This window comes from Mycobacterium sp. TH-M116 (assembly GCF_057473685.1).
Map to the genome: position 1 here is coordinate 1 of NZ_JBYCLC010000113.1, position 23,879 is coordinate 23,879.

21 protein-coding genes, 1 tRNA gene and 1 pseudogene are annotated in these 23,879 nt (G+C 67.5%); 10 read left to right on the forward strand and 13 right to left on the reverse strand.

Annotation, left to right across the window (positions count from 1 at the left end):
- The 6 genes and pseudogenes from AC2VOK_RS05395 to uvrB form a co-directional block, all read right to left on the reverse strand.
- A partial coding sequence (locus AC2VOK_RS05395; protein WP_428899562.1) for an NAD(P)/FAD-dependent oxidoreductase occupies positions 1–977 on the reverse strand: 977 nt, incomplete at its 3' end.
- 170 nt (positions 978–1,147) lie between these two features.
- On the reverse strand, positions 1,148–1,432 hold the full coding sequence (locus AC2VOK_RS05400) for a YgaP family membrane protein (protein ID WP_343709415.1): 285 nt from the start codon (positions 1,430–1,432) through the stop codon (positions 1,148–1,150).
- Positions 1,433–1,618: 186 nt separating this feature from the next.
- Positions 1,619–1,936 carry a ferredoxin gene (gene fdxA, locus AC2VOK_RS05405; RefSeq protein WP_343709416.1) on the reverse strand — a complete coding sequence of 106 codons (318 nt, stop codon included), beginning with the start codon at positions 1,934–1,936 and terminating at the stop codon, positions 1,619–1,621.
- Between the two features lie 194 nt (positions 1,937–2,130).
- On the reverse strand, positions 2,131–2,832 hold the full coding sequence (locus AC2VOK_RS05410; RefSeq protein WP_428899563.1) for a phosphoadenylyl-sulfate reductase: 702 nt from the start codon (positions 2,830–2,832) through the stop codon (positions 2,131–2,133).
- 15 nt (positions 2,833–2,847) lie between these two features.
- Positions 2,848–3,023 (reverse strand): annotated as a pseudogene (locus AC2VOK_RS05415) (nitrite/sulfite reductase); the annotation flags it as partial.
- A 357-nt stretch (positions 3,024–3,380) separates the two neighbouring features.
- On the reverse strand, positions 3,381–5,537 hold the full coding sequence (gene uvrB / locus AC2VOK_RS05420) for an excinuclease ABC subunit UvrB (protein ID WP_428899564.1): 2,157 nt from the start codon (positions 5,535–5,537) through the stop codon (positions 3,381–3,383).
- A 180-nt stretch (positions 5,538–5,717) separates the two neighbouring features.
- Here uvrB and AC2VOK_RS05425 point away from each other — a divergent pair, with 180 nt between their 5' ends.
- The gene (locus tag AC2VOK_RS05425) at positions 5,718–6,164 is read left to right on the forward strand and encodes a ribonuclease FAU-1 family protein (protein WP_428899565.1); all 447 of its coding nucleotides are present in this window, start codon (positions 5,718–5,720) and stop codon (positions 6,162–6,164) included.
- Between the two features lie 27 nt (positions 6,165–6,191).
- On the opposite strand, the gene coaE is transcribed toward AC2VOK_RS05425, so the two are convergent.
- The 6 genes from coaE to polA all read right to left on the reverse strand — a co-directional run bounded on the left by coaE (position 6,192) and on the right by polA (position 13,208).
- Positions 6,192–7,427: a dephospho-CoA kinase gene (coaE, locus tag AC2VOK_RS05430; protein WP_428899566.1), complete on the reverse strand. Its 1,236-nt coding sequence runs from the start codon at positions 7,425–7,427 to the stop codon at positions 6,192–6,194.
- 12 nt (positions 7,428–7,439) lie between these two features.
- Positions 7,440–8,885, reverse strand: coding sequence for a 30S ribosomal protein S1 (gene rpsA, locus AC2VOK_RS05435; protein WP_428899567.1), 1,446 nt, complete (start codon positions 8,883–8,885; stop codon positions 7,440–7,442).
- A gap of 330 nt (positions 8,886–9,215) precedes the next feature.
- Positions 9,216–9,608 carry a PIN domain-containing protein gene (locus tag AC2VOK_RS05440; RefSeq protein WP_421530032.1) on the reverse strand — a complete coding sequence of 131 codons (393 nt, stop codon included), beginning with the start codon at positions 9,606–9,608 and terminating at the stop codon, positions 9,216–9,218.
- A complete protein-coding gene (locus AC2VOK_RS05445) occupies positions 9,605–9,832 on the reverse strand; it encodes a type II toxin-antitoxin system VapB family antitoxin (RefSeq protein WP_428899593.1) in 228 nt (75 codons plus the stop codon). Before AC2VOK_RS05445 ends, AC2VOK_RS05440 begins: the two co-directional genes overlap by 4 nt.
- Before the next feature lie 246 nt (positions 9,833–10,078).
- A complete protein-coding gene (locus AC2VOK_RS05450; protein WP_428899568.1) occupies positions 10,079–10,525 on the reverse strand; it encodes a DMT family transporter in 447 nt (148 codons plus the stop codon).
- Between the two features lie 7 nt (positions 10,526–10,532).
- A complete protein-coding gene (gene polA / locus AC2VOK_RS05455) occupies positions 10,533–13,208 on the reverse strand; it encodes a DNA polymerase I (protein ID WP_428899594.1) in 2,676 nt (891 codons plus the stop codon).
- Positions 13,209–13,343: 135 nt separating this feature from the next.
- Between polA and AC2VOK_RS05460 the strand changes: the two genes are divergently transcribed.
- Together AC2VOK_RS05460 and AC2VOK_RS05465 are read left to right on the forward strand one after the other, a co-directional pair.
- Positions 13,344–13,805 carry a Zn-ribbon domain-containing OB-fold protein gene (locus tag AC2VOK_RS05460; RefSeq protein WP_428899569.1) on the forward strand — a complete coding sequence of 154 codons (462 nt, stop codon included), beginning with the start codon at positions 13,344–13,346 and terminating at the stop codon, positions 13,803–13,805.
- Positions 13,802–15,004, forward strand: coding sequence for a lipid-transfer protein (locus tag AC2VOK_RS05465; RefSeq protein WP_428899570.1), 1,203 nt, complete (start codon positions 13,802–13,804; stop codon positions 15,002–15,004). The genes AC2VOK_RS05460 and AC2VOK_RS05465 overlap by 4 nt, the downstream gene beginning before the upstream one ends.
- A 34-nt stretch (positions 15,005–15,038) precedes the next feature.
- Here the strand turns inward: AC2VOK_RS05465 and AC2VOK_RS05470 are convergent, their stop codons facing one another.
- The gene (locus AC2VOK_RS05470; protein WP_428899571.1) at positions 15,039–15,650 is read right to left on the reverse strand and encodes an ANTAR domain-containing response regulator; all 612 of its coding nucleotides are present in this window, start codon (positions 15,648–15,650) and stop codon (positions 15,039–15,041) included.
- 125 nt (positions 15,651–15,775) lie between these two features.
- On the opposite strand from AC2VOK_RS05470, the gene AC2VOK_RS05475 reads away from it, so the two are divergent.
- From AC2VOK_RS05475 to cydC, 7 genes are all read left to right on the forward strand, one after another.
- Positions 15,776–15,849: transfer RNA gene (locus tag AC2VOK_RS05475), tRNA-Leu, on the forward strand.
- A 59-nt stretch (positions 15,850–15,908) separates the two neighbouring features.
- On the forward strand, positions 15,909–17,240 hold the full coding sequence (locus tag AC2VOK_RS05480; RefSeq protein ID WP_428899572.1) for an adenylate/guanylate cyclase domain-containing protein: 1,332 nt from the start codon (positions 15,909–15,911) through the stop codon (positions 17,238–17,240).
- Between the two features lie 29 nt (positions 17,241–17,269).
- Entirely contained in the window at positions 17,270–17,872 is a 603-nt protein-coding gene (locus AC2VOK_RS05485) for an HdeD family acid-resistance protein (protein WP_428899595.1), read from the forward strand.
- Positions 17,873–17,966: 94 nt separating this feature from the next.
- Positions 17,967–19,439 (forward strand): cytochrome ubiquinol oxidase subunit I, encoded by a 1,473-nt coding sequence (locus AC2VOK_RS05490; RefSeq protein WP_428899573.1) that lies wholly within the window; start codon positions 17,967–17,969, stop codon positions 19,437–19,439.
- Positions 19,440–19,475: 36 nt separating this feature from the next.
- Positions 19,476–20,516, forward strand: a complete 1,041-nt coding sequence (gene cydB, locus AC2VOK_RS05495; protein WP_428899574.1) for a cytochrome d ubiquinol oxidase subunit II — start codon at positions 19,476–19,478, stop codon at positions 20,514–20,516.
- 101 nt (positions 20,517–20,617) lie between these two features.
- On the forward strand, positions 20,618–22,207 hold the full coding sequence (gene cydD, locus AC2VOK_RS05500) for a thiol reductant ABC exporter subunit CydD (protein ID WP_428899596.1): 1,590 nt from the start codon (positions 20,618–20,620) through the stop codon (positions 22,205–22,207).
- Positions 22,194–23,870, forward strand: coding sequence for a thiol reductant ABC exporter subunit CydC (gene cydC, locus AC2VOK_RS05505; protein WP_428899575.1), 1,677 nt, complete (start codon positions 22,194–22,196; stop codon positions 23,868–23,870). The genes cydD and cydC overlap by 14 nt, the downstream gene beginning before the upstream one ends.
- The last annotated feature ends 9 nt before the right edge of the window (positions 23,871–23,879 follow it).

Genomic DNA, 23,879 nt, shown 5'->3' on the forward strand with positions numbered 1-23,879 from the left:
CCGAGCGAACCGAGCTTGGGTACCGTCAGCGCTGCGGCGTCACCCACGGCGAAAACCTCGGGATGGTCGGGGTTGCGCATGTCGGTGCCGGTGAGCACGAAACCGTACTCGTCGGTGATCGCCAGATCCTTCAGAAACGCATGCGGCACCCAGTCGGGCATGAGGATCTTCAATTCGGCTTCCACGCTGTGGCCGTTGGCGAACTCGATGCCGTCGGCAGTGAGTCGCGAAACGTCCTGGGTGTCGGACAGGTATCCGAAACCCATGTCGGTGGCCAGACCCAGGAACTCCTTCACGATCTCTTCACCGGCGTCCTCGGCGATCGTTCCGCCCGGGGTGAACAACGTGATCTTGTGGGCGTCGCCCATCGAGTGCTCACCGAGCCAGTGCGCCATCGACAACGCCAACTCCAGCGGCGGCCCTTCGCAGGCGGCCTCGGCGACCGGCAGCCAGTCGGGCTTGTGCTCGAGGCCCTGGTGAAACCGGGCAGACCCGATGGCGATCGGGCCGCCCTTGTAAGCACCACCAAAAAGCTTGCGCCGCAGTTTATTACCGTAGTGTCCGCTGGAGACGGTGTCGCCGAACTCGCCGAAACCCTCGATCCGGTCATAGGCCAGTTGGTTGCCCAGTGCCACGACGAGATAGTCGTAGGCGATTGTCTCGGGCGCCGAGCCGGCGCGATCGGCCGGAGTGAAAACCACCCGCTTGGCGTCGGGGTCGATGGCGGTGACCGAGGCGTTGATGAACGCGTTGCCGTCGCGGTCATGGAACTGGACGGTTTCCATGTGCATCGTCACCAGCGGATCGTGATCGGCGAACACCTCCATCGGAATGTTCGGCACGAAAATCAGGTACGGGTTGCGGTCGATCACCGTGATGTCGACCGCGTCGCCGCACTGTGCCCGGATAAAGCGTGCGGTGGTCAGCCCCGCGAAGCTGCTGCCCAGGATCACCACCCGAGGACGCGCGCGGCTCATGGCGCCACCGCCCCTGCGGTGCTGTCGTCTGTGACGTCCAGCGTTGGCGTCACGGTCTCAGGCATGTGCATCATGTTCCGACTCCTCAATGTTCACTGATGGCCTCGACGGCTCTTCAATGCCGGACGCCCGAAGCGACTCGTCCGGCACGCATTTCATCTGTGTGTGGGCTAAACGCCGCAGCCCGAAGCCCGCTCGGCCGTAGTGGGGATGCCGAGTCGATGCAGTAGCACACTGGTGGGGCACCATCCCACGGCCGCATCGAGCAGCAGGTTGGCTCCCACGAAACCGGTGAGGATCCTCCACCGGGCCGAATATTTGCGCCCCAGAGCCAGAGTCGCCAGCACCATGGCACCCGCCAACAGGTTGATGGTGCGCTCCAGTGGCCAACCTTGTGGCCGGGGCATTCCGAACGCTCCCCGCTCGATCGGTGCTGTGCGTTGGTCGATCTGCATCAAAACCTCACTCCTCCCGAGTCGACATCACCAACGGGTGATCCGAATTGCCCAACTACCGCCGTCGGCATACCCACGCGAGTACGAAGCAAACCCCAGCCAGCGCCTGTGTCAGCCGCCAATGCGCGCTGAGGGCCAGCTAGCAGATGCGCCGACAGGAGATCTCGCGGGGAAAATGCAAACGCGTCAAGCTTTGCTCTCCAGGTTTTTCACCGCGGCGGGATCGTTGTCGGTGAGTCCGACTCTGGCCGCACCGCCGGGTGAGCCGAGTTCCGCGAAGAAGTCGGCGTTGAACTGGATGTAGTCGGTCCACTCCTCTGGCACGTCTTCTTCGGTATAGATGGCCTCGACCGGGCATACCGGCTCGCAGGCACCGCAGTCGATGCATTCGTCGGGCTGGATGTAGAGCATCCGGGTCCCCTCATAGATACAGTCGACCGGACATTCGTCGATGCACGATTTGTCTTTGACGTCGACACAGGGTTCGGCGATCACATAGGTCACAAGACGTCTCCTAACTTGTTGATTACCAGGACATCCAACGCGGATACGTTGATGTTCGCAGGTCAGCCGTGGGCAGCCCGCAGTAGTTCATCGAGGGTCGCGAGCTTGGCGCGGGGCCGCCCGAACGGCTCACCGGCCGAGCGCTCGTAGTCGTCGATAAGCTGCCAATGCGCACGGGTGACCAGCTGGGGCCGTCACGTGAGGTGCAGGCCGCATTCGGTCTTAGTGAATCCTGCAAACCGACCGCTGCGCTTGTCTTCTCCCGGAGCCGGTTTGGTGGTGTTGGGCGCGCACCCGATCGACGGGTAGCCTTCGTCAACCAGCGGATTGACCAGCACGTTGTGCTCTGTGATGTAGTCGGTCATATCTTGGTCGGACCATACGGCCAGCGGGTTGACCTTCACCAACTTGAACTTTTCGTCGAAGCTGATCAGCGGGGCGTCTGAGCGGGTCGACGCATCGCTGCGGCGCAGCCCGGTCACCCACGCGCGATACTCGGGCAGTGCTTTGGCCAGCGGGACGACCTTGCGCAGCCGGCAGCACTCGTCGGGGTCGGTGTGGCACAGGCTCGTACCCAGCGCCAACACCGAAGGCTCGGGGGTGATGGTCACCATGCGGATGTCGTAAGTCGCCGCGACCGCATCGCGCATGCCGATAGTCTCGGGGAACTCGTTGCCGGTGTCGATGAACATCACCGGCACGCCCGGGCGCACCGTCGCCGCCAGATCAATGAGGACGGCGTCTTGCATGTTGGAGGCGACCACCCATCTTCCGGGAAAGGTTTGATCGGTCCAGCGCAGCAGGTCGATGGCGCCGGCGCCGTCGAGTTCGGCGGCGCCCCGCGCGGCGAGCTCTCGAAGTTCGGCCTCGGTCACCGGGTCATCCGTTGCACTCATCTGATACTCCTGTCCTCATCGAAGATCATCCTCTTCGGCGCGCAACGCCCAGTTCGCGAAACGCTCGCCGGGATCACGCTTGGTGACGAAGTTGAGTAGACCTTGTGCGCACGCAGTTTGCGGCCAAACCCAGCCTCGTGGCCAAGACCTCCGCCCAGGTGAACCTGGAAACCCTCGACCGACCGGTGATCGGCACATCGAGCCCGTCGTTGATGTCGGCCAAGCGGGATTCCAGCTCGCACACCAGCCGACCGAAGGGGTGATACCCACATTGTTCACGCCGTAACCCGCAGCGGCATGAGATTTCCTGGATTCGTTGTCGGTACGGAATGGCCGTCTGAAATCGAAACCTTCCGCCGTTGGCAGTGTTTCGATGGCAATCTCGTTAAGCGGCGTTTGCTTGGCGATGCGATGCGCGACCGCTCGCGAGCAACCGGAAATCGGGCACATGGGATCGCAGCGAAGCCGCGCACCCGGTCCGCCGGCCGGGCCAGCACGACCGACGTACCCAGATAGCTGCCGCCCAGCAGACTCGCCAACCGCCTGCGTCACATGAGACCGGCGGCGTCCATCCCGCGCAGTTCCTTCTTCAGATCGGCGATCTCGTCTCGGAACCGGGCGGCCAACTCGAACTGCAGATCGCGCGCGGCGGCCGTCATCTGCGCGGTGAGGTCCTTGATGAGGTCGGCCAACTCGGCGCGGGGCATGTTGGCGGTGTCGCGACCTTCGAACACGCCGGCGCTCACCGCACGTCCCGGTTCGCCCTGCGCGCGCCGGCCGCGGGATGCGTTGCGGCCTGACCCGCCGATCCCGATGTCGGTGTCGTCTGCCTCGCGGTAGACCTGGTCGAGGATGTCGGCGATCTTCTTGCGTAGCGGTTGCGGGTCGATGCCGTGGGCCTCGTTGTAGGCGATTTGTTTGGCCCGCCGCCGCTCGGTCTCGTCGATGGCCTCTTTCATCGAATCGGTGATGGTGTCGGCATACATGTGCACTTCCCCGGAGACGTTGCGGGCGGCGCGCCCGATCGTCTGGATCAGGCTGCGCGACGAGCGCAGAAACCCTTCCTTGTCGGCGTCGAGGATCGCCACCAGCGCCACCTCCGGCAGGTCCAGGCCCTCGCGGAGCAGGTTGATGCCCACCAGCACGTCGTATTCGCCCAACCGCAGCTGGCGCAGCAGTTCGACGCGGCGCAACGTGTCGACCTCGGAGTGCAGGTAGCGCACCCGGATGCCCATCTCGAGCAGATAATCGGTGAGGTCCTCGGCCATCTTTTTGGTCAGGGTGGTCACCAGCACCCGCTGGTCGGCGTCGGTGCGTTTGCGGATCTCGCCGATGAGGTCGTCGATCTGGCCCTTGGTCGGCTTGACCACCACCTTGGGGTCCACCAGGCCGGTGGGGCGGATCACCTGCTCGACGAACTCGCCGCCGGACTGACTCAGCTCGTAGGGGCCGGGCGTCGCCGACAGATACACCGTCTGCCCGATCCGGCTGGCGAACTCCTCCCAGGTCAGCGGTCGATTGTCGACTGCGGAGGGCAACCGGAACCCGTATTCCACCAGGTTTCGTTTGCGGGACATGTCGCCCTCGTACATGCCGCCGATCTGCGGCACGGTGACGTGCGACTCGTCGATGACGAGCAGGAAGTCCTCCGGGAAGTAGTCCAGTAGCGTCGCCGGCGCCGAACCCGCCGGCCGGCCGTCGATATGGCGGGAGTAGTTCTCGATTCCGGAGCAGAAACCGACCTGGCGCATCATCTCGATGTCGTAGTTGGTGCGCATCCGCAGCCGCTGGGCCTCCAGCAGCTTGCCCTGCCCTTCCAGCTCGGCGAGCCGCTCGGCGAGCTCCTCCTCGATGGTGCAGATCGCCTGGGACATCCGCTCGGGACCGGCCACGTAGTGGGTGGCCGGGAAGATGCGCAACGAGTCGACCTGGCGGATCACCTCACCGGTCAGCGGGTGCAGGTAGTACAGCGCCTCGATCTCGTCGCCGAAGAATTCGACCCGGACCGCCAGCTCCTCGTAGGACGGGATGATCTCCATCGTGTCGCCCCGCACCCGGAACGAGCCACGGGTGAACGACAGGTCGTTGCGGGTGTACTGGACGTCGACCAGCAGCCGCAGCAGGGCGTCGCGGGCCACCTCGGTGCCGACCTCCAATTCCACGGAGCGGTCCAGGTAGGACTGCGGCGTCCCCAGGCCGTAGATGCATGACACCGACGCCACCACCACCACGTCGCGTCGCGACAGCAGCGACGACGTCGCGGAGTGCCGCAACCGCTCGACGTCGTCGTTGATGGAGCTGTCCTTCTCGATGTAGGTGTCGGTCTGCGCGATGTAGGCCTCCGGCTGGTAGTAGTCGTAGTACGACACGAAGTACTCGACGGCGTTGTGCGGAAACATCTCTCGCAGCTCGTTGGCGAGCTGCGCGGCCAGCGTCTTGTTCGGCGCCATCACCAGGGTGGGCCGCTGCAGCCGCTCGATGAGCCAGGCGGTGGTTGCCGATTTACCCGTGCCGGTGGCGCCGAGCAGCACCACGTCGCGTTCGCCGGCCCGGATGCGCCGTTCCAGCTCGTTGATGGCCGCCGGCTGATCGCCGGCCGGCTCGTGCGGACTGACCACCTCGAAGCGCGCCCCGCTGCGCACCACGTCTTCGACCGCGCGGTATTGCGAGTGCGCGACGACCGGGTGCTCGGTAGCAAAAGCCATATGGCCAGGGTAGAGCGCCCCTCCGACATCTGGCCGCGGCGATCCGCGGACGGGTGTCCCGTCGCTGGTCCGGTCCAATGATCAGCTCGTGCCGCGGACCGTTAGGGTCAAACCATCCACGCGCCCAAGCACGAGACGTTCGACCTGATCGCCCGCACCAACACCGACCCCAAGGGCATCGTGCGGGCCGTCGACGAGTACGCGGTGCACCCGTGGGGCCTGTATGTCGCCCGGCCCACCCCGGGCCGGGCCCAGTTCTCCTACCTCGAGTCATGGTTGCTGCCGTCACTGGGGCTGCGCGCCACCGTGTTCCACTTCAATCCCGGCTACGAACGCGACCAGGACTACTACCTCGACGTGGGCGACTGCGTCCCCGGCCCGCAGGTGTGGCATTGCGAGGACCACTACCTCGACATCGAGGTCCGCACCGGGGCGCGGGCGGAGTTGCTCGATGTCGACGAACTGCTCGACGCGGTCCGCCACGGCCTGCTGAGCCCGGAGGCCGCCGAGCGGGCGGTGCGACACGCGGTGGACGCCGTCGACGGGCTGGCCCGCAACGGCTATGACCTGTCCCGCTGGGTGGCCGGCAAAGGCATGCGCCTCACCTGGCGCGGGAGTTCACGATGACTTCCCCGCCCAGCACCGCCAGGACCACTAGCGCCTAGGTCGAGGCCGCCAGCTGACACCGTCGGCCCACGCCCATGCCCGCGGGTAGGCGTCGAAAAGCCAGGGCTGCCTGGCGTCGGCGTAGCGCGCGACGTCCCCGTGCGCGCCGCTCTCGGCCGCACGCGTGACATCCAGGTACTCCTCGCGCACGCCGGGATTGGCCGCCAGCCAGTCGGCGAACAGCAGGGCGAACTGCTGTCCAGGCCACCCGTCCACCCGGATGTGCACGGTGGTCGGCCGGCCGGGATCGGCCGAGCCGTGAAGCCGCTTCTGCCACAGAGCCGGATCGTCGCTGTGATCGAAACGCTCCATGGTGCTGCGAGCCTCGCCGTCGGCGACATCGGCGGTGACGTCCTCGATGCGCGGGTAGCCGGCAGACAACAACGGCTCAGCGAGCTCGTCGGCCACGGCGAGCGACTCGACGGTGATCTGCATGTCGATGACGTCCGTGGCGTACCAGGCGGGATCCCCGGACAACGCCGTGGACCCGACGTGGTCGACCCGCAACGCCTTGTGGCCGCACGTGGTCTTCAGGCGGTTGGCAATCCGCCGAGCCTGTTCCGGCCACGTCGGGTCGGCCGGTACCAACCGCGCGGGGGCGCACACGGTTCGGCGCGCGGTCAGGTTGTGGGCGAACGGCAGGATCCGGTCATTCCAGACGTCGCGAGCCCGTCGCTTCAGGTCCGCCGGATTGCCGGAGTTGTCCAGCCAGACATCGGCGACCGCGCGGCGCTGCTCGTCGTCGGCCTGCGCGGCGATCCGGGCGCGGGCGTCCTGTTCAGCCATGCCGCGCTGCTCCACCAGCCGCCGCACCCGCACCTCGACGTCCGCGTGCACCACGACGACCAGCGGGAACAGCGGCGCCAGACCGGATTCCACCAGCAGCGGGATGTCCTCGACGACGACGGCATCGTCGGGCACCGCCGCGATGATCTCCGATCGCCGCCGGCCGACCAGCGGGTGCACGATCCCGTTGAGCGTCTTGCGTGCGTCGTCGTCACGAAAAGCCTTGGCAGCTAAGGCCGCACGGTCCAGTGCGCCGTCGGGCAGCAGGATGTCCGCCCCGAATGCGTCGACGAGGTCGGCCAAGCCCTCGGTGCCCGGTTCGACCACCTCGCGCGCAACCACGTCCCCGTCGACGATGACCGCGCCGCACTGGGCGAACGTAGCGGACAGCGCCGACTTGCCGGCGCCGATGCCGCCGGTCAACCCGATGCGCAGCATCAGCGAGCGCTGTCAGGCGTTGCCGGCGAGCTTTTCCCGCAGGGCGGCCAACTGGGCGTCGCTGGCCAGCGACCCGCCAGCGGACTTCGCCGAGGACGTACCGGTGCCCGGCGACTGGTCGCCACCGGCGTGACCGGCCTCCTCGGCCGCGGCGAACTTCTCCATCTGCGCGGTGTGCATCTTGTGCTGGCGCTCGGCCTCGGCGTAACGGGCCTCCCACTCGGCGCGTTGCTTGTCGAATCCCTCGAGCCACTCGTTGGTGTCGGCGTCGAAGCCCTCCGGGAAGATGTAGTTGCCCTGCTCGTCGTAGCTGTCGGCCATGCCGTACTTCGCCGGGTCGAACTCCTCGGTGTAATCCTCGTTGGCCTGTTTGAGCGACAACGAGATCCGACGGCGCTCCAGGTCGATGTCGATGACCTTGACCATCGCGTCGTCGCCGACGGAGACCACCTGGTCGGGCACCTCGACATGGCGCTCGGCCAGCTCGGAGATGTGCACCAGGCCCTCGATGCCCTCCTCGACGCGGACGAACGCACCGAACGGCACCAGCTTGGTGACCTTGCCCGGCACGATCTGACCGATGGCGTGGGTGCGGGCGAAGTGGCGCCACGGGTCTTCTTGGGTCGCCTTGAGCGACAACGAAACCCGCTCGCGGTCCATGTCGACGTCGAGCACCTCGACGGTGACCTCGTCGCCGACCTGGACCACCTCCGACGGGTGGTCGATGTGCTTCCAGGACAGTTCGGAGACGTGCACCAGACCGTCGACACCGCCGAGGTCGACGAACGCGCCGAAGTTGACGATGGAGGAGATCACACCCTTGCGGATGGTGCCCTTCTGCAGTGCGTTGAGGAACTCGCTGCGCACCTCGGACTGGGTCTGCTCGAGCCAGGCCCGCCGCGACAGCACCACGTTGTTGCGGTTCTTGTCCAGCTCGATGATCTTGGCCTCGATCTCCTTGCCGATGTAGGGCTGCAGATCGCGGACTCGGCGCATCTCGACCAGCGAGGCGGGCAGGAAGCCGCGCAGCCCGATGTCGAGGATCAGGCCGCCCTTGACGACCTCGATGACGGTGCCCTTGACGGCCTCGTCCTTCTCCTTGAGCGCCTCGATGGTGCCCCAGGCGCGCTCGTACTGCGCGCGCTTCTTGGACAGGATCAGCCGGCCCTCTTTGTCCTCCTTGGTGAGAACCAGGGCCTCGACCTCGTCGCCGACGGAAACGACCTCGCTGGGGTCGACGTCGTGCTTGATGGAGAGCTCGCGGGCGGGGATCACGCCCTCGGTCTTGTAGCCGATGTCGAGGAGGACCTCGTCCCGGTCAACTTTGACAATGGTGCCTTCGACGATGTCGCCATCGTTGAAGTATTTGATCGTTTTGTCGATGGCGGCGAGAAAATCCTCGCTGGAGCCTATGTCGTTGACGGCTACTTGCGGCGAGGTGACGGCGGGACTCGGCATGTGGTGGGTTGCTCCGGACAGGTTGGGTCGTAGGGACAATGTGAGATTTACCCGTCGAGGCTACTCGACAGGGCGCACGCTGGACAAACCGGTTAGTGCCCGCATTAGGTCAGGGGCGCATCTGGTGCCGTCCTCTTGGCAGTGATCCCCCGGGCGCTACATCGAGTCGCTGATCAGCGGCGGTACGTGCCCGCCCCGTGCAGGGCTCCTGATACGACGTGGCGGCCGCCGCCCCGCGCTAGCAGGGCGAAAGCCGGCAAGCAATTGACACTCGACGCGGTAGGTGATGCGCGGCACGATGGCCTTGAGGATTCAATCCTGCTTGGCAAGTCACGACAGCTCCAGTACTTGGAAGCCTGGCCGAACAGCCGCTATCCGCTTGTAGTCGCGGTCCCGGTGCAACACGCCGACCTCGTGGTGGATTGCAGTTTCGGCGATAAAGAGGTCGGGGATCGGCGTTCGGTGCCACATGCCGCGGTGGTGGGCTAGGTCGCGCTGAAGCCGGCGAACTCGCTCGAAGATGTCCGCGGGCGCGCGAAGCACATGGTAGGCACGCAACGACGTCTGCTGGTTGTCGTAGTCTGTCGCCGACCGGGCCGAATACAACCATTCGAGTTCACCGATATCACAGATAGCAAGGTCGGCTAGATCAATGCCCGCTGGTGGCGTCTCGCCGGCGAGGAGTCGCACGTGAGCACTCTTGTCGAGAATCCACGTCGTCATCGCCATGCCTGATCCGACAGCAGCACATCGACATCTATGTGCTTGCCGGCGTGCGCGATGTGCTCGACGATCCGTCCGCGCCTCGCCGCCGCGGAGTCCTCGGCCCGGGTCACCAGTTGACGGAGTGCGCGCTCGACAGTTGCCCGCAAGGTTTCCCCGGTGATGGCCTGGGCGGCTTCTACGAGATCTTCGTCAAGCTCGATTGTGGTCCTTTTTACCGACATGATGTACATATTATCAAATTAGATGTACATATAGCGGTGGTCCCCGTCAGACTTCAGGTTCCGTCCGGCGTGGGGCACCGCGGGCCCGTACGACCCGATCTGGACCCAACGGCCATCCTTCACCGGTGGGGCACCTCCTCGTCGCTGTGAGCCGGTCAACTGTGAGCAGTATCGGCTACGACACCGACAATTTTGCCGGCGCGTTCGGTGCGGGTGAATACCCGCACCACGACTGCGCGATCCTCGTCAGAACCTGGCGATCAGGACGACCCCGCACACCATGAGCGCGCCCCCGACAGCCCGCCAGAGGTTGATGGGGTGGGGATCGAGCCGCAGCCAGCCGAAATGGTCGACAACCAAGGACATGATGAGCGCCGACGTGACCGTGATGCCCATGAACGTTCCGGCCCCGACCCTGTTGACCAGCGTGAGGCCCGCGTAGACCTGGACGGCACCGACGAGCCCGCCGATGACCGCCCACCAGGGCATCGACGCGACGTCCTCGGCGCTCGGCAGCGGCCTGCGCATGATCAGGAACGCCGCCACGAAGAAGACCGTGATCACCGCGAACGACACCGCCGAGGCCAGCCACGGGTTGATGAGATGCTTGAAAAGCTGCCCGTTCATGGCGGCGCCGCAGGTCTGCAACGCGCCGCCGAGAACGATGAGCGGAATCATCCAGATCGGGTTCATGGGGCCCCTAATGCGCGGCGGCATCCCACGAGCGACCGTAGCCCACCGACACCTCCAGGGGGACGTCCAGCGGGTAGGCGCCGCCCATGTGCTCGCGCGCCAGCGCCTCGACCCGTTCGCGCTCGCCGGGGGCGATCTCGAACAGCAGCTCGTCGTGTACCTGCAGCAGCATCCGCGACGACAGGCCGGCCTCCTTGAGCGCCTTGTCCATGCGGATCATCGCCACTTTGATGATGTCGGCCGCGCTGCCCTGGATCGGCGCGTTCAGCGCGGCGCGTTCGGCGGCCTCCCGCACCTGACGATTGCTGCTGTCCAATTCGGGCAGGTAGCGCCGGCGGCCGAACACGGTGGAGGTGTAGCCGTCCTTGCGGGCTTGTTCGACGACGGCGTGCAGGTAGTCGCGCACCCCGCCGAAGCGGGCGAAGTACTGGTCCATCTGGACCTTCGCCTCCTCGGTGGAGATTTTGAGCTGAGCGGACAGCCCGTAGGCGCTCAGCCCGTAGGCCAGCCCGTAGGACATGGCCTTGACCCGGCGGCGCAACTCGGCGGTGACCTCCTCGATCGGCACGCCGAACGCGCGGGAGGCCACGAACGAATGCAGGTCCTCGCCGGTGTTGAACGCCTCGATCAGTCCCTCGTCGCGGGACAGGTGCGCCATGATCCGCATCTCGATCTGGCTGTAGTCGGCGGTCATCAGTTCGGCGAACGGCCCGTCCGGGCCGTTCCCGACGACGAACGCCTCACGGATCTGGCGGCCGGCGTCGGTGCGGATCGGGATGTTCTGCAGGTTGGGTTCGGTCGATGACAGCCGGCCAGTGGCCGCGATCGTCTGGTTGAACGTGGTATGGATCCGGCCGTCGGCGGCCACCGCGTTCAGCAGCCCGTCGACCGTCACCTTCAGCCGGGTGACGTCCCGGTGGGCCAGCAGGTGCTGCAGGAACGGGTGGCCGGTCTTTTCGAAAAGACCCTGCACAGCGTCCGCATCCGTGGTGTAGCCGGTCTTGGTCCGCTTGGTCTTGGGCATGCCCAGCTCGTCGAACAGCACGACCTGCAGCTGTTTGGGCGAGCCCAGGTTGATCTGCTTGCCGATCACGGCGTAGGCAGCCTCGGCGGCGCCGCGGATCTGGTCACCGAACCGGCTTTGCAAATCGTGCAGCATGTCCAGGTCCACGGCGATGCCGGCGCGTTCCATCTCGGCGAGCACCTGCTGCACCGGCAACTCCATGCCGGCCAGCAGTGTGATGGAGTCGATGCGTTCCAGCTCGGCGTCCAGCGCGTCGGCGAGGTCCATCACCGCCCGGGCGCGCACGATCAGGGCCTGAACGGCCTGCTCGTCGACGGCCTCGACGTCATCGAGAAGTGACAGTTGCTGCTGCTCAGCGGTTTCCGAGCGCAGTTCACGACGCAGGTAGCGAAGCGAGAGGTCGTCCAGGGTGAAGCTGCGCTGCCCCGGGCGTACCAGGTAGGCCGCCAGCGCGGTGTCGGAGGTGACACCGCGCAACGTCCACCCCCGGCCCACGAGGTCGTGCAGGGCCAGTTTCGCCTCGTGCAGCGCCTTGGGCTGGGCCGGGTCTGCCAGCCAGGCCGCCAGCGCGGCGTCGTCCTCGGGGGTCATCGCCGCGGTGTCGATGAAGCAGCCTTCCCCGTCGGCGGCGGCGATCGCGAGCGCGGTGGCGTCCCCGCCGTGCGGAAGATGGGTGCCCGCGACGGCCAGCCCGGCCCGACGCCCATCGTGGGCGTGCCCGGCCAGCCACCGCCCCACCGTGCCGGGCTCCAGCGCGCCGCCGTGCACGTCGAAACCCTCGTCGACCTCGGGCTCGACCGCGGCCAGGGTGTCGAACAGCCGGTCCCGCAGCACCCGGAACTCGAGGTCGTCGAAGAGCCGGTGGATGTGGTCGCGATCCCATGGCTGCAGCCGTAGCGTGTCCGGCGTCTGGGCCAGCGGTACGTCGCGCACCAGCTCAGTGAGTTCGCGGTTACGCACCACGGAGGCCAGGTTGGCCCGCAGCGCGTCGCCCACCTTCCCGCGCACCGCATCGACGTTGTCGACCAGGCCCTGCAGCGAGCTGTATTCGGTGATCCACTTGGTGGCGGTCTTCTCCCCCACCCCGGGAATGCCGGGCAGGTTGTCGCTGGGGTCGCCGCGCAGCGCGGCGAAGTCGGGATACTGCGCGGGTGTGAGCCCGTACTTCTCGACGACGGCCGCAGGCGTGAAGCGGGTCAGTTCGCTGACCCCCTTGCGCGGGTACAGAACGGTCACGTCGTCGGTGACCAGCTGCAGGGAGTCACGGTCCCCGGTGACCACCAACACCCGGTAGCCCTCGTCAGCCGCCTGGGTGGCCAGCGTCGCGATGATGTCGTCGGCCTCGAACCCCGGCTCGGCGACGACTGTGATGCCCAGCGCCCCCAGCACTTCCTTGGTGATGTCGATCTGGCCCCGGAATTCGTCGGGGGTCGCCGAACGGTTGGCCTTGTATTCGGGATAGCGCTCAGACCGGAACGTCTCCCGGGACACGTCGAACGCCGCGGCGATATGCGTCGGCGCCTCGGCGCGCAGCAGGTTGATCAGCATGGCGGTGAAGCCGTACACCGCGTTGGTGGTGAGCCCGCCGCGGGTTTTGAAGTTCTCGGCGGGCAGCGCGTAGAACGCCCGGTACGCCAGCGAATTGCTGTCGAGCAACATCAGCGTCGGCCTGGTTTCGTCCTCGCCGGCGACACTCACGAGTCACACTCTAGGCATCCGGGGTGACGCGGCCCCGCCCCGCCACAGAACTGCAACACGTTTCAGTTTCATGCCCGCCCTGGGTACGCTGGCACGGTGTCAGAGGTCATCCGCCAAGAACCGGCGATCGATGGATGGTTTGCCACCGACAGCTCCGGCAACGCCTATCTGATCGGCTCCAGGTGCCCCGACTGCGGCACCTACGTCTTCCCGCCTGCTCCATCGGAGGGCCGGACCGACAACTGCCCCAACCCGGCGTGCACCGGCGACACACTGGAGTCGGTCGCGCTGTCCAGGCGGGGAACGCTGTGGAGCTACACCGAGAACCGGTACGCCCCGCCCCCGCCCTATCCCGCCCCGGACCCCTTCGAGCCGTTCGCCATCGCCGCGGTGCAGCTGGCGGACGAGGGACTGATCGTGCTGGGCAAGGTCGTCGAGGGCACACTGGCAGCCGACCTCAAGGTCGGCATGGAGATGGAGCTGACCACGATGCCGCTGTTCACCGACGACGACGGCGTCGAGCGCGTCGTCCACGCGTGGAAGATCGCGCCCCGATGAGCGTTCCCGAACCCGTCTACATCCTGGGCGCCGGGATGCACCCCTGGGGCAAATGGGGCCGCGACTTCACCGAATACGGGGTGCGCGCCGCTCGGGCCGCTCTCGACGAAGCGGGCCTGGACTGGCGCCAGATCCAGCTGGTGGCCGGCGCGGACACCATTCGCAACGGCTACCCGGGCTTCATCGCCGGGTCGACGTTCGCGCAGAAGCTGGGGTGGACCGGGATCCCGGTCAGCTCCAGCTACGCCGCGTGTGCCAGCGGCTCGCAGGCCCTGCAGAGCGCCCGCGCCCACATCTTGGCCGGCTTCTGCGACGTCGCGCTGGTGATCGGCGCCGACACCACCCCCAAGGGCGCGTTCGCCCCGGTCGGCGGGGAACGCAGGAACGACCCCGACTGGCAGCGTTTTCACCTGATCGGGGCGAGCAACCCGGTGTATTTCGCGCTGCTCGCGCGGCGACGCATGGACCTTTACGGCGCCACGCTCGAGGACTTCGCCCAGGTGAAGGTCAAGAACTCCCGGCACGGACTGCAGAACCCCAACGCCCGGTACCGCAAAGAGGTGTCGGTCGAGGACGTGCTGGCCAGCGCGGTGGTCGCCGACCCGCTGCGGCTGCTGGACATCTGCGCGACCTCCGACGGCGCCGCGGCCCTGGTCGTGGCCGGCGCCGACTTCGCGCGCAAGCACCTCGGCTCGCTCGACGGCGTGCCGTCAGTGCGCGCGGTCAGCACGGTGACCCCGCGCTACCCCCAGCATCTGCCCGAATTGCCCGACATCGCAACGGATTCCACGGCGGTGGCGCCGGCTCCGGAGCGGGTGTTCAAGGACCAGATCCTCGATGCGGCCTACGCCGAAGCGGGCATCGGCCCCCAGGACGTCAGCCTGGCCGAGGTCTACGACCTGTCCACCGCGCTGGAGCTCGACTGGTACGAGCACTTGGGGTTGTGCCCTCGAGGCGAAGCCGAGGCGCTGCTGCGCAGCGGCGCGACGACCCTCGGCGGCAGGGTCCCGGTCAACCCCTCAGGCGGCCTGGCCTGCTTCGGCGAAGCCATCCCCGCCCAGGCGATCGCGCAGGTCTGCGAGCTGACCTGGCAGCTGCGGGGTCAGGCGACGGGCCGGCAGGTGGAGAACGCCACGGTCGGCATCACCGCCAACCAGGGGCTGTTCGGGCACGGCTCCTCGGTGATCGTGGCCCGCTGACCTCGGCCCGCCGGAAGAAGTTCGCCGGCGGAAACTAGTCCTGGGTGTCGAGGGTTTCCAGCACCACTTCGGCGACCCGCTTCATCGTCGTGCGCCGGTCCATGGCGGCACGCTGGATCCACGTGAACGCCTCGGGTTCGGTCATGCCCTGCTTGGCCTGGAGCAGGCCCTTGGCACGCTCCACGAGCTTGCGCGTCTCCAGCCGGTCGGACAACGACGCCACTTCGGTTTCGAGCGCGGTGATCTCGCCGAACCGGCTGACGGCCAATTCGATGGCCGGAACCAGGTCGCTGGCGGTGAACGGCTTCACCAGGTAGGCCATGGCCCCGGCGTCGCGGGCCCGCTCGACGAGGTCGCGCTGGCTGAACGCGGTCAGTACCACGATGGGGGCGATGCGCTTGCTGGCGATCTCCGACGCCGCGTCGATGCCGTCGCGACGCGGCATCTTGACGTCCATGATGACCAGGTCGGGCTTGCACCGTTCGGCCAGTTCGACGGCCTCCTGGCCGTCGCCTGCCTCGCCGACGATCTCGTAACCCTCCTCCCGCAACATCTCGGCCAGGTCCATCCGGATGAGCGCCTCGTCTTCGGCGATGAGCACCCGGCGCGGCACTGCGGCGTGGTGGTCGGTCGTGCGGCCTGTCATGACCGTCATTCTGTCGTGGCCTGCTGTGCTCACCGACGTCGGGGCGTCGAGAACCTGGGGCGGCACCGATCCTCTAGGGTGAGACGCTCCCTTAAGGTAGAACACTGATCTTCGCTGAACGACACGCCCTCGTATCCCAACTGGCAGAGGAAACGGACTCAAAACCCGTCCAGTGTGGGTTCGAATCCCACCGAGGGCACTCGGGCCTCGAAGGCTCGGCCCTGGGCTTTTGCCCGCTACGACGGTTAGGCTTCGAACGTGGTGCCCAAGAAATGCGGCGCCCCACGGCCGTCGGATGGGACGTCGCGACGCCCGGACTGTGTGGCCGCAGTGCGGGCGCAGAACCGCGACCGCAGCCGGCACTACGCCGACAGCGCCGCGCGACGGGCGCGGGTGCTCAAGATCACCGCCGCGCTGGCTGTGCTGGTCAGCGCGAGCTTCGCCCTCGTGCAAGTGCTCAGCGGGACCTGGAGCTGGCAGGTCAGCGGCATCAACCTCGCCGCCGCCGCCGTGTTCGCGTTCGTGCCGTGGTTGCACCGCTTCGGCGACGTGGTCGCACCGCTTACCTTTATCGGCGCGGCCTACGTGTCGGTCTTCGCGACGTGCTGGGACGTGGGCACCGGTTCGGGGTCCCAGCTGTTCTTCCTGGTCGGCGCCTGTCTGGTGGTGCTGATGCTGGGCATCGAGCACATCGTGCTGGCCTCGGGCGTGGCCGCGGTCTCCGCCGGCCTGATCATCGCCCTGGAGTTCCTCGTCCCGGACGACACCGGGTTGCAGCCCGAATGGGTGCAGTCGATGGGCTTCGTCGTCACGTCCGTCGCCGCCGTGGTGATGGTGGTCGTGACCGTCTGGTTCGCCTTGCGTGACACCGCACGTGCCGAGGTCGCCATGGAAGCCGAGTACGAGCGCTCCGAGGCCCTGCTGGCCAACATGCTGCCGGTCAGCATCGCCGACCGGCTCAAAGAGCCCGGGCACGGCGTCATCGCCGACAAGTACGACGACGCCTCGGTCCTGTTCGCGGACATCGTCGGCTTCACCGAACGCGCAAGTAGCACCGCGCCGGCCGACCTGGTGCGCTTCCTGGACCGTCTGTACAGCGCCTTCGACGCGCTGGTGGACAAGCACGGGCTGGAAAAGATCAAAGTCAGCGGCGACTCCTACATGGTGGTGAGCGGCGTCCCGCGGCCTCGGCCCGATCACGTTCGGGCGCTGGCGGATTGCGCGCTCGAGATGTCCGGTATCGCCGCCGGGATGAAGGATCCGCACGGCATGCCGGTGCCGCTGCGGATGGGCCTGGCGTGCGGCCCCGTGGTCGCCGGGGTGGTGGGTTCGCGGCGGTTCTTCTATGACGTGTGGGGTGACGCGGTCAACGTCGCCTCCCGGATGGAGTCCACCGATCCGGTGGGAAGGATTCAGGTGCCCGAATCGATCTACGCCCGACTCAAGGACGAGTTCGTGCTCTACGAGCGCGGGCACGTCGACGTCAAGGGCAAGGGCGTCATGCGCACCTGGTATCTCAGCGGGCGCAAGGCGACTGCCGACAATTCCGGCAATCGTCTTGCGGAGGAAACACACTCGGCACGGGTGTAGGCCGGGTTACCCTATCCTCGAACGGGCGTCTGTGTCAGACTGCGGCCATGCAAACCACTCCTGGAACCATGCCCGTTCCGAGCTTGTTGCCGCATCTGTGGAAATCGACGCTGACATCGGGAATTCTGTCGCTGGTCCTGGGCGGCCTGATCCTGGCGTGGCCGGGCAGAACGGTATTCTTGGCCGCCATTCTCTTCGGCATCTATCTGCTGGTCACCGGCATCGCCCAGGTGATCTTCGCGTTCAGCCTGCACGTGTCGGCGGGGAGCCGTGTTTTGCTGTTCATCAGCGGGACGGCGTCGCTGATCCTCGCGGTGCTGGCGTTCCGTCACTTCGGAAAAGACGATCTGACCGCGATCTGGTTGCTGGCCATCTGGATTGGCATAGGTTTCATCTTCCGCGGTGTCGCCACGTCGATTTCGGCGATCAGCGATCCGAATCTGCCGGGACGGGCATGGTCGATCTTCATCGGTGTGATCAGCCTGCTGGCCGGCATCGTCGTGCTGGCCTCGCCGTTCGCGTCGATCGTCACCCTGGCGCTCGTTGTCGGTGTCTGGTTCGTGGTGATCGGCGTGTTCGAGATCGTGTCGTCGTTCGGCATCCGTAAGGCGTCGAAAAACCTCAGCTCGTGAGAGCCGGCCTACGTGCCGGTGGCCCCGGCGCAGTCCAACTACTACACTCTGTCGTAACCGGCTGACCGGCCCTGGACCCTGCGGGAGATGACTTATGAACGTCGTCGACATTTCACGGTGGCAGTTCGGCATCGTCACCGTGTACCACTTCATCTTCGTGCCGCTCACCATCGGGCTGGCCCCGCTGATCGCCGTGATGCAGACGGTGTGGGTGGCCACCGGCAACACCGCGTGGTATCGCCTCACCAAGTTCTTCGGCAAGCTGTTCCTGATCAATTTCGCCATCGGCGTGGCGACCGGGATCGTGCAGGAATTCCAGTTCGGCATGAACTGGTCGGAGTACTCGCGGTTCGTCGGCGACATCTTCGGCGCCCCCCTGGCGATGGAAGGCCTGTTTGCGTTCTTCTTCGAGTCCACCTTCATCGGGTTGTGGATCTTCGGCTGGAACCGGCTGCCCAAACTGGTCCACCTCGCCTGCATCTGGATCGTCGCGTTCGGCGTCAACGCGTCCGCGTTCTTCATCATCGTGGCGAATTCGTTCATGCAGCATCCCGTCGGCGCGCACTACAACCCGGTGACCAAACGCGCCGAGCTCGACAGCATCGCCGCGCTGTTGTCCAACAACACTGCGCGCTCGGCGTTTATGCATGTGGTCACCGGCTCACTGCTGACCGCCGGCACCTTCGTCGCCGCCGTCAGCGCGTGGTGGCTGGTCCGTTCGCGCAGCGGTACGTCGGCCGGCACGGACGCCGGAGCTGACCGGGTCGCCATGTTCCGCCCGGCGGCGATCCTCGGCTGCTGGGTGGTGCTGGTCGCCACCGTCGGCCTGTTCCTCACCGGGGACCGCCAGGGCAAACTGATGTTCGTCCAGCAGCCGATGAAGATGGCATCGGCGGAATCGTTGTGCGACACCGAAACCGATCCCGACTTCTCCATCCTGACGGTCGGCAGACACAACAACTGCGACGCCGTCAAGGGCGTGATCCAGGTGCCCTACCTGCTGCCGATCCTGGCCCAGGGCCGGGCCGAGGGCGTCACACTGCAGGGGGTGCGCAACATCCAGCAGGACTACCAGAACCGGTTCGGCCCGAACGACTACCGGCCCAACATGTTCGTCACGTACTGGGCGTTCCGCGCGATGATCGGGCTGCTGGCGATCCCGGTGCTGTTCGCGCTGGCGGTGCTGTGGTTGACCCGCGGCGGCCGCAATCCCGATCAGCGGTGGCTCTCGCGGCTGGCGCTGGTGACGATTCCCACCCCGTTCCTGTCCAACACGGCGGGATGGGTGTTCACCGAGATGGGGCGCCAGCCCTGGATCGTCGCACCCAACCCGAGCGGTGACCAGCAGGTGCGGTTCACCGTCAGCCAGGCGGTCTCCCATCACGCCCCTGCGATGGTGGTCACCTCCCTGGTGACGTTCACGCTGGTCTACGCCGTGCTCGCGGTGGGCTGGTTCTGGCTGCTGAAACGCTACGTCACCGAGGGGCCGCTCGAGCACGACGCGGAACCGGCGCCACCCCCGCCACCCGGCAAGGACGAGGTCGCACCGCTGTCATTTGCCTACTAGGCGCCTCAGAGGCCCGGTCCGGAAGGGAGCCCAGTGATGGGACTGCAAGAGTTGTGGTTCGGCGCCATCGCCGCGTTGTTCCTCGGTTTCTTCATTCTCGAGGGCTTCGACTTCGGCGTCGGCATGTTGATGGAGCCATTCGCCCGCTTCGGCATCGGCGACCCCGAACCACACCGCCGCGCGGCCCTGAACACCATCGGGCCGGTGTGGGACGGCAACGAGGTGTGGCTGATCACCGGCGGCGCGGCGATGTTCGCCGCGTTCCCCGGGTGGTACGCCACCTTGTTCTCGACGCTGTACCTGCCGCTGCTGGCCATCCTGGTCGGCATGATCGTGCGCTCGGTCGCCATCGAGTGGCGGGGCAAGATCGACGACACGCGCTGGCGGGTCTGGGCCGATATCGCCATTGCGGCCGGATCCTGGCTGCCCGCCGTGTTGTGGGGCGTGGCGTTCGCGGTCCTGGTGCGCGGGCTTCCGGTGGACGCCGCCGGCCGGATAAATCTGTCGATCACCGACGTGCTCAACGCCTACACGTTGTCCGGTGGGCTGGCGACGGCCGGACTGTTCCTGTTCTATGGGGCGGTGTTCGTCGCGTTGAAGACCTCCGGCGCGATCCGCGACGACGCCTACCGATTCGCGAGGTTGCTGTCGATCCCGGTGACCGTACTGGTCGGGGGTTTCGGGCTGTGGACCCAAGTGGCCTACGGCAAGAGCTGGACGTGGCTGGTCCTGGCGGTCGCGGTGGTCGCCCAACTGGCGGCGGTGGGCCTGGTGTGGCGCCGGGTCTCGGACGGCTGGGCGTTTTCCTGCGTCGCGGTGGTCGTCGCCGCGGTGGTAGTCCTGTTGTTCGGCGCTCTGTATCCGAACCTGGTGCCCTCGACGCTGAACGCGCAATGGAGCGTGACGATCTACAACGCCTCGTCGACTCCCTACACCCTCAAGATCATGACGTGGGTGACGGTGTTCATGCTTCCCCTGACGTTGATCTACCAAGCGTGGACGTATTGGGTTTTCCGGCAACGGATTTCGGCCGAGCGGATACCCGCCTCCGTCGGCCTGGCGAGGCATGGCTCCTGAGCGCGAACGACGCTAAAGCCGCTAAGGGAGCCTCGAGGGGGCCGCTGGACCCGCGACTGTGGCGGGCATCGGGCGCAGTGCGCCGCTACCTGTTCGCGACGGTGGGCTGCGGGGTGGTGATCGCCGGCTGCGCGATCGGCTCGGCGATCGTGCTGGCGCACCTCGTCGCGCGCGCGGTGGCCCATCCCCCGATGACGGCCCCGCGTGGCTGGTTGGGTCCGGTCTCGGTCCTGGCCGCGCTCTGGGTGGTGCGCGCGGTGACCCACTGGCTGCAGGCCCGGCTGGGGCAACGCGGAGCCAGCGCGGTCATCGCCGACCTCAGCGGCCAGGTGCTCGCGGCAGTGACCGCCCGCCAGCCGGCCGAGCTCGCCGTGCAGCGCGACGCCGCCGCGGTGGTGGTCACGCGTGGCCTCGACCGGGTGCGCCCGTACTTCACCGGGTACCTGCCAACCCTGGTGCTGGCCGCCCTTCTGACCCCGGCCACCGTGGCCGTGATCGCCTGCTACGACCTGAAATCGACGATCATCGTGGTGATCACCCTGCCCCTGATCCCGGTGTTCATGGTGTTGATCGGGCTGGCGACCGCGGACCGGTCCGCGGCGGCGCTGACGGCCATGACAACGCTGCAGGCGCGGCTGCTGGACCTGATCGCCGGGATCCCCACCTTGAAGGCTCTGGGCCGCGCCTCGGGCCCCGAACACCGGATCGCCGAACTGGCCGCCGCGCATCGGCGTTCGGCGATGGCGACACTGCGCATCGCGTTCCTCTCGGCGCTGGTGCTCGAACTGCTGGCGACGCTGGGAGTGGCACTGATCGCCGTCGGGATCGGCCTGCGCCTGGTGTTCGGCGAGATGTCGCTGGCGACGGGGCTGACGGTGCTGCTGCTGGCACCCGACGTCTACTGGCCGCTGCGTCGCATCGGCGTGGAATTCCATGCCGCACAGGACGGCAGAGCCGCCGCGGATGCGGCGTTCGCGCTCATCGGCGAAGCGGCCACCCCGGCGCCGCGAACCAGGACCGTGACCGCGCGCGGCGCCGAGATTCGCGTACAGAACCTCAGCGTCGTCGGCCGCGACGGCCGCGCGCCGTGCGAGCTGACCGCGGTGCTCGAGCCAGGCCGGGTGACAGTGCTGACGGGACGCAACGGGGCCGGCAAGAGCACCACGCTGCAGGCGATCGCCGGTCTTACGCTGCCGTCGTCGGGCCGGGTCACCGTCGCCGGAGTCGACGTGGCGGACCTCGAACCGGGCGCGTGGTGGCGGCAGTTGTCCTGGCTGCCACAGCGCCCGGTGCTGGTCCCGGGCAGCGTCGCCGACAACCTGGCGCTGTTCGGACCATTACAGGATAGCGAATCAGCTTGCACTACAGCGGCTTTCGATACCGTTCTGGAAGAGCTGCCCGACGGGATGGACACGACGCTCGGGCGCGGCGGCGTCGGGTTGTCCCTGGGTCAGCGGCAGCGGCTGGGCCTCGCGCGAGCGCTCGGGTCGGCGGCGGCGGTCCTGCTGCTCGACGAGCCCACGGCGCATCTGGACGCCCGCACCGAGGAGCGCGTGTTGCGCGCCATCGTCGAGCGGGCGCGTGCCGGGGTAACCGTGGTGGTCGTCGGCCACCGCGAGCCCGTGGTGGCCATCGGGGACCTGATCGTCGACGTCACCGCCGAGGCCGGGATGCGCTGTGCGGAGGTCTGATCCGCTCCGCATCGCGCTGGGACTGCTGCGCCCGCGTCTGCCCCGCGTGCTGGCGGCGATCACGCTGGGCGTGCTGTCGTTGGGCAGCGCACTGGCTCTGGCCGGTGTTTCGGCGTGGCTGATCACCCGGGCCTGGCAGATGCCGCCGGTGCTGGACCTGTCGGTCGCGGTCGTCGCGGTGCGCACGTTCGCGATCTCGCGGGGCGTCCTGCACTACTTCGAGCGGCTGGCCACCCACGACACGGCTCTGCGCGCGGCGGGCACCGTGCGGACGCAGATCTATCGCCGGCTCGCCGGCGGGCCGGCCGCGGCCGCCACCCGGTGGCACAGCGGCGAGCTGGTGGCGCGCGTGGGCGCCGATGTCGACGAACTGGCCGACGTGCTGGTGCGAGCGCTGGTGCCGATCGGCGTCGCGGCGGTGCTGGCGGTGGCCGCGACCGCGGTGGTCGCGGCGATCTCCCCGCCGGCGGCCGCGGTGCTGGCGATTGGTCTGCTGGTTGCGGGCGTGGTGGCGCCCCGGCTGGCCGGCCGGGCCGCCGCAACCCAGGAGGAGATCGCCCGCCGGCACCATGCCCGGCGTGACGCGTCGGCGATGCTGGCGCTGGAGCATGCGCCCGAACTTCGTGTCGCCGGCGCGCTCGGCGGGGTGATCGTGGAATCGCAGCGCCGCCAGCGCGCCTGGGGTGCGGCCCTCGACGCCGCGGCCAGACCGGCCGCCGTGGCCGAGGCGATGCCCACCGTGGCGATCGGGGCCAGTGTGCTCGGGGCGGTGGCGGCCGGGATCGGGCTGGCCCCGTCGGTCGCGCCGACAACGCTGGCAGTGCTGATGTTGTTGCCGCTGTCAGCCTTCGAGGCGATGACGCCGCTGCCGGCCGCCGCCGTCCAGTTGACGCGGTCGCGGATCGCCGCGCGGCGCCTCCTCGATCTGATTCCCCCGGAGCGACCGAACGAGTGCGAGCGGTCGGCCGCGGCGCTCCCCGTCGGCACTCCCCGGCTGTACGCCGCAGTCCGGTGCGGTCACTCGGCCACGGCGCCGTCGGTCTCGGTGCAGCTCGACCTCTCGCCGGGTGAGCGCGTGGCGGTCACCGGCCCCAGCGGTTCGGGGAAGACGACGCTGCTGATGACACTGGCAGGGCTGCTGCCCCCGCTTCAGGGGCGGGTCGTGCTGGGCGGAACGGAGCTGGCCGAGTTCGACGAGAGCCGGCTGCCCGGGGTGGTCGGATTCTTCGCCGAGGATGCGCACGTCTTCGCCACCACGGTCCGGGACAACCTTTTGGTGGCCCGCGGCGACTGCCGCGACGACGAGCTGATGGCCGCGCTGGATGCGGTCGGGCTCGGCGCGTGGCTGGCCGGATTGCCCGACGGCTTGTCCACGGTGCTGACCGGGGGCGCCGCGGCGCTCTCGGCGGGTCAGCGCCGCAGGCTGCTGCTGGCGCGGGCGGTGCTCTCACCCGCGCGCATCGTGCTGCTCGACGAGCCGACCGAACACCTCGACGCAATCGACGCCGACGGGATCCTGGAAAACCTGTTGAGCCGCCGTCCGGGCCTGTTGGGTCCCGGTCCGGGCCTGTTCGACGCCGACCGGACGGTTGTGGTGGCCACCCACCACCTCCCGGCGGGCGTCCGGTGCCGCCGCGTGGAGGTGACGCCGGCGCGGGCTTGAGAGCAGGTA

Coding starts and splice junctions, on each gene's coding strand:
- AC2VOK_RS05400 (WP_343709415.1), bottom strand. CDS start 1,432: ATGCAGATCGACCAACGCACAGCACCGATCGAGCGGGGAGCGTTCGGA.
- AC2VOK_RS05410 (WP_428899563.1), bottom strand. CDS start 2,832: ATGAGTGCAACGGATGACCCGGTGACCGAGGCCGAACTTCGAGAGCTC.
- uvrB (WP_428899564.1), bottom strand. CDS start 5,537: ATGGCTTTTGCTACCGAGCACCCGGTCGTCGCGCACTCGCAATACCGC.
- coaE (WP_428899566.1), bottom strand. CDS start 7,427: ATGCTGCGCATCGGGTTGACCGGCGGCATCGGCGCCGGCAAGTCGGCG.
- rpsA (WP_428899567.1), bottom strand. CDS start 8,885: ATGCCGAGTCCCGCCGTCACCTCGCCGCAAGTAGCCGTCAACGACATA.
- AC2VOK_RS05440 (WP_421530032.1), bottom strand. CDS start 9,608: ATGACGACGTGGATTCTCGACAAGAGTGCTCACGTGCGACTCCTCGCC.
- AC2VOK_RS05445 (WP_428899593.1), bottom strand. CDS start 9,832: ATGTCGGTAAAAAGGACCACAATCGAGCTTGACGAAGATCTCGTAGAA.
- AC2VOK_RS05450 (WP_428899568.1), bottom strand. CDS start 10,525: ATGAACCCGATCTGGATGATTCCGCTCATCGTTCTCGGCGGCGCGTTG.
- polA (WP_428899594.1), bottom strand. CDS start 13,208: ATGTTGCTCGACAGCAATTCGCTGGCGTACCGGGCGTTCTACGCGCTG.
- AC2VOK_RS05465 (WP_428899570.1), top strand. CDS start 13,802: ATGAGCGTTCCCGAACCCGTCTACATCCTGGGCGCCGGGATGCACCCC.
- AC2VOK_RS05470 (WP_428899571.1), bottom strand. CDS start 15,650: ATGACAGGCCGCACGACCGACCACCACGCCGCAGTGCCGCGCCGGGTG.
- AC2VOK_RS05490 (WP_428899573.1), top strand. CDS start 17,967: ATGAACGTCGTCGACATTTCACGGTGGCAGTTCGGCATCGTCACCGTG.
- cydB (WP_428899574.1), top strand. CDS start 19,476: ATGGGACTGCAAGAGTTGTGGTTCGGCGCCATCGCCGCGTTGTTCCTC.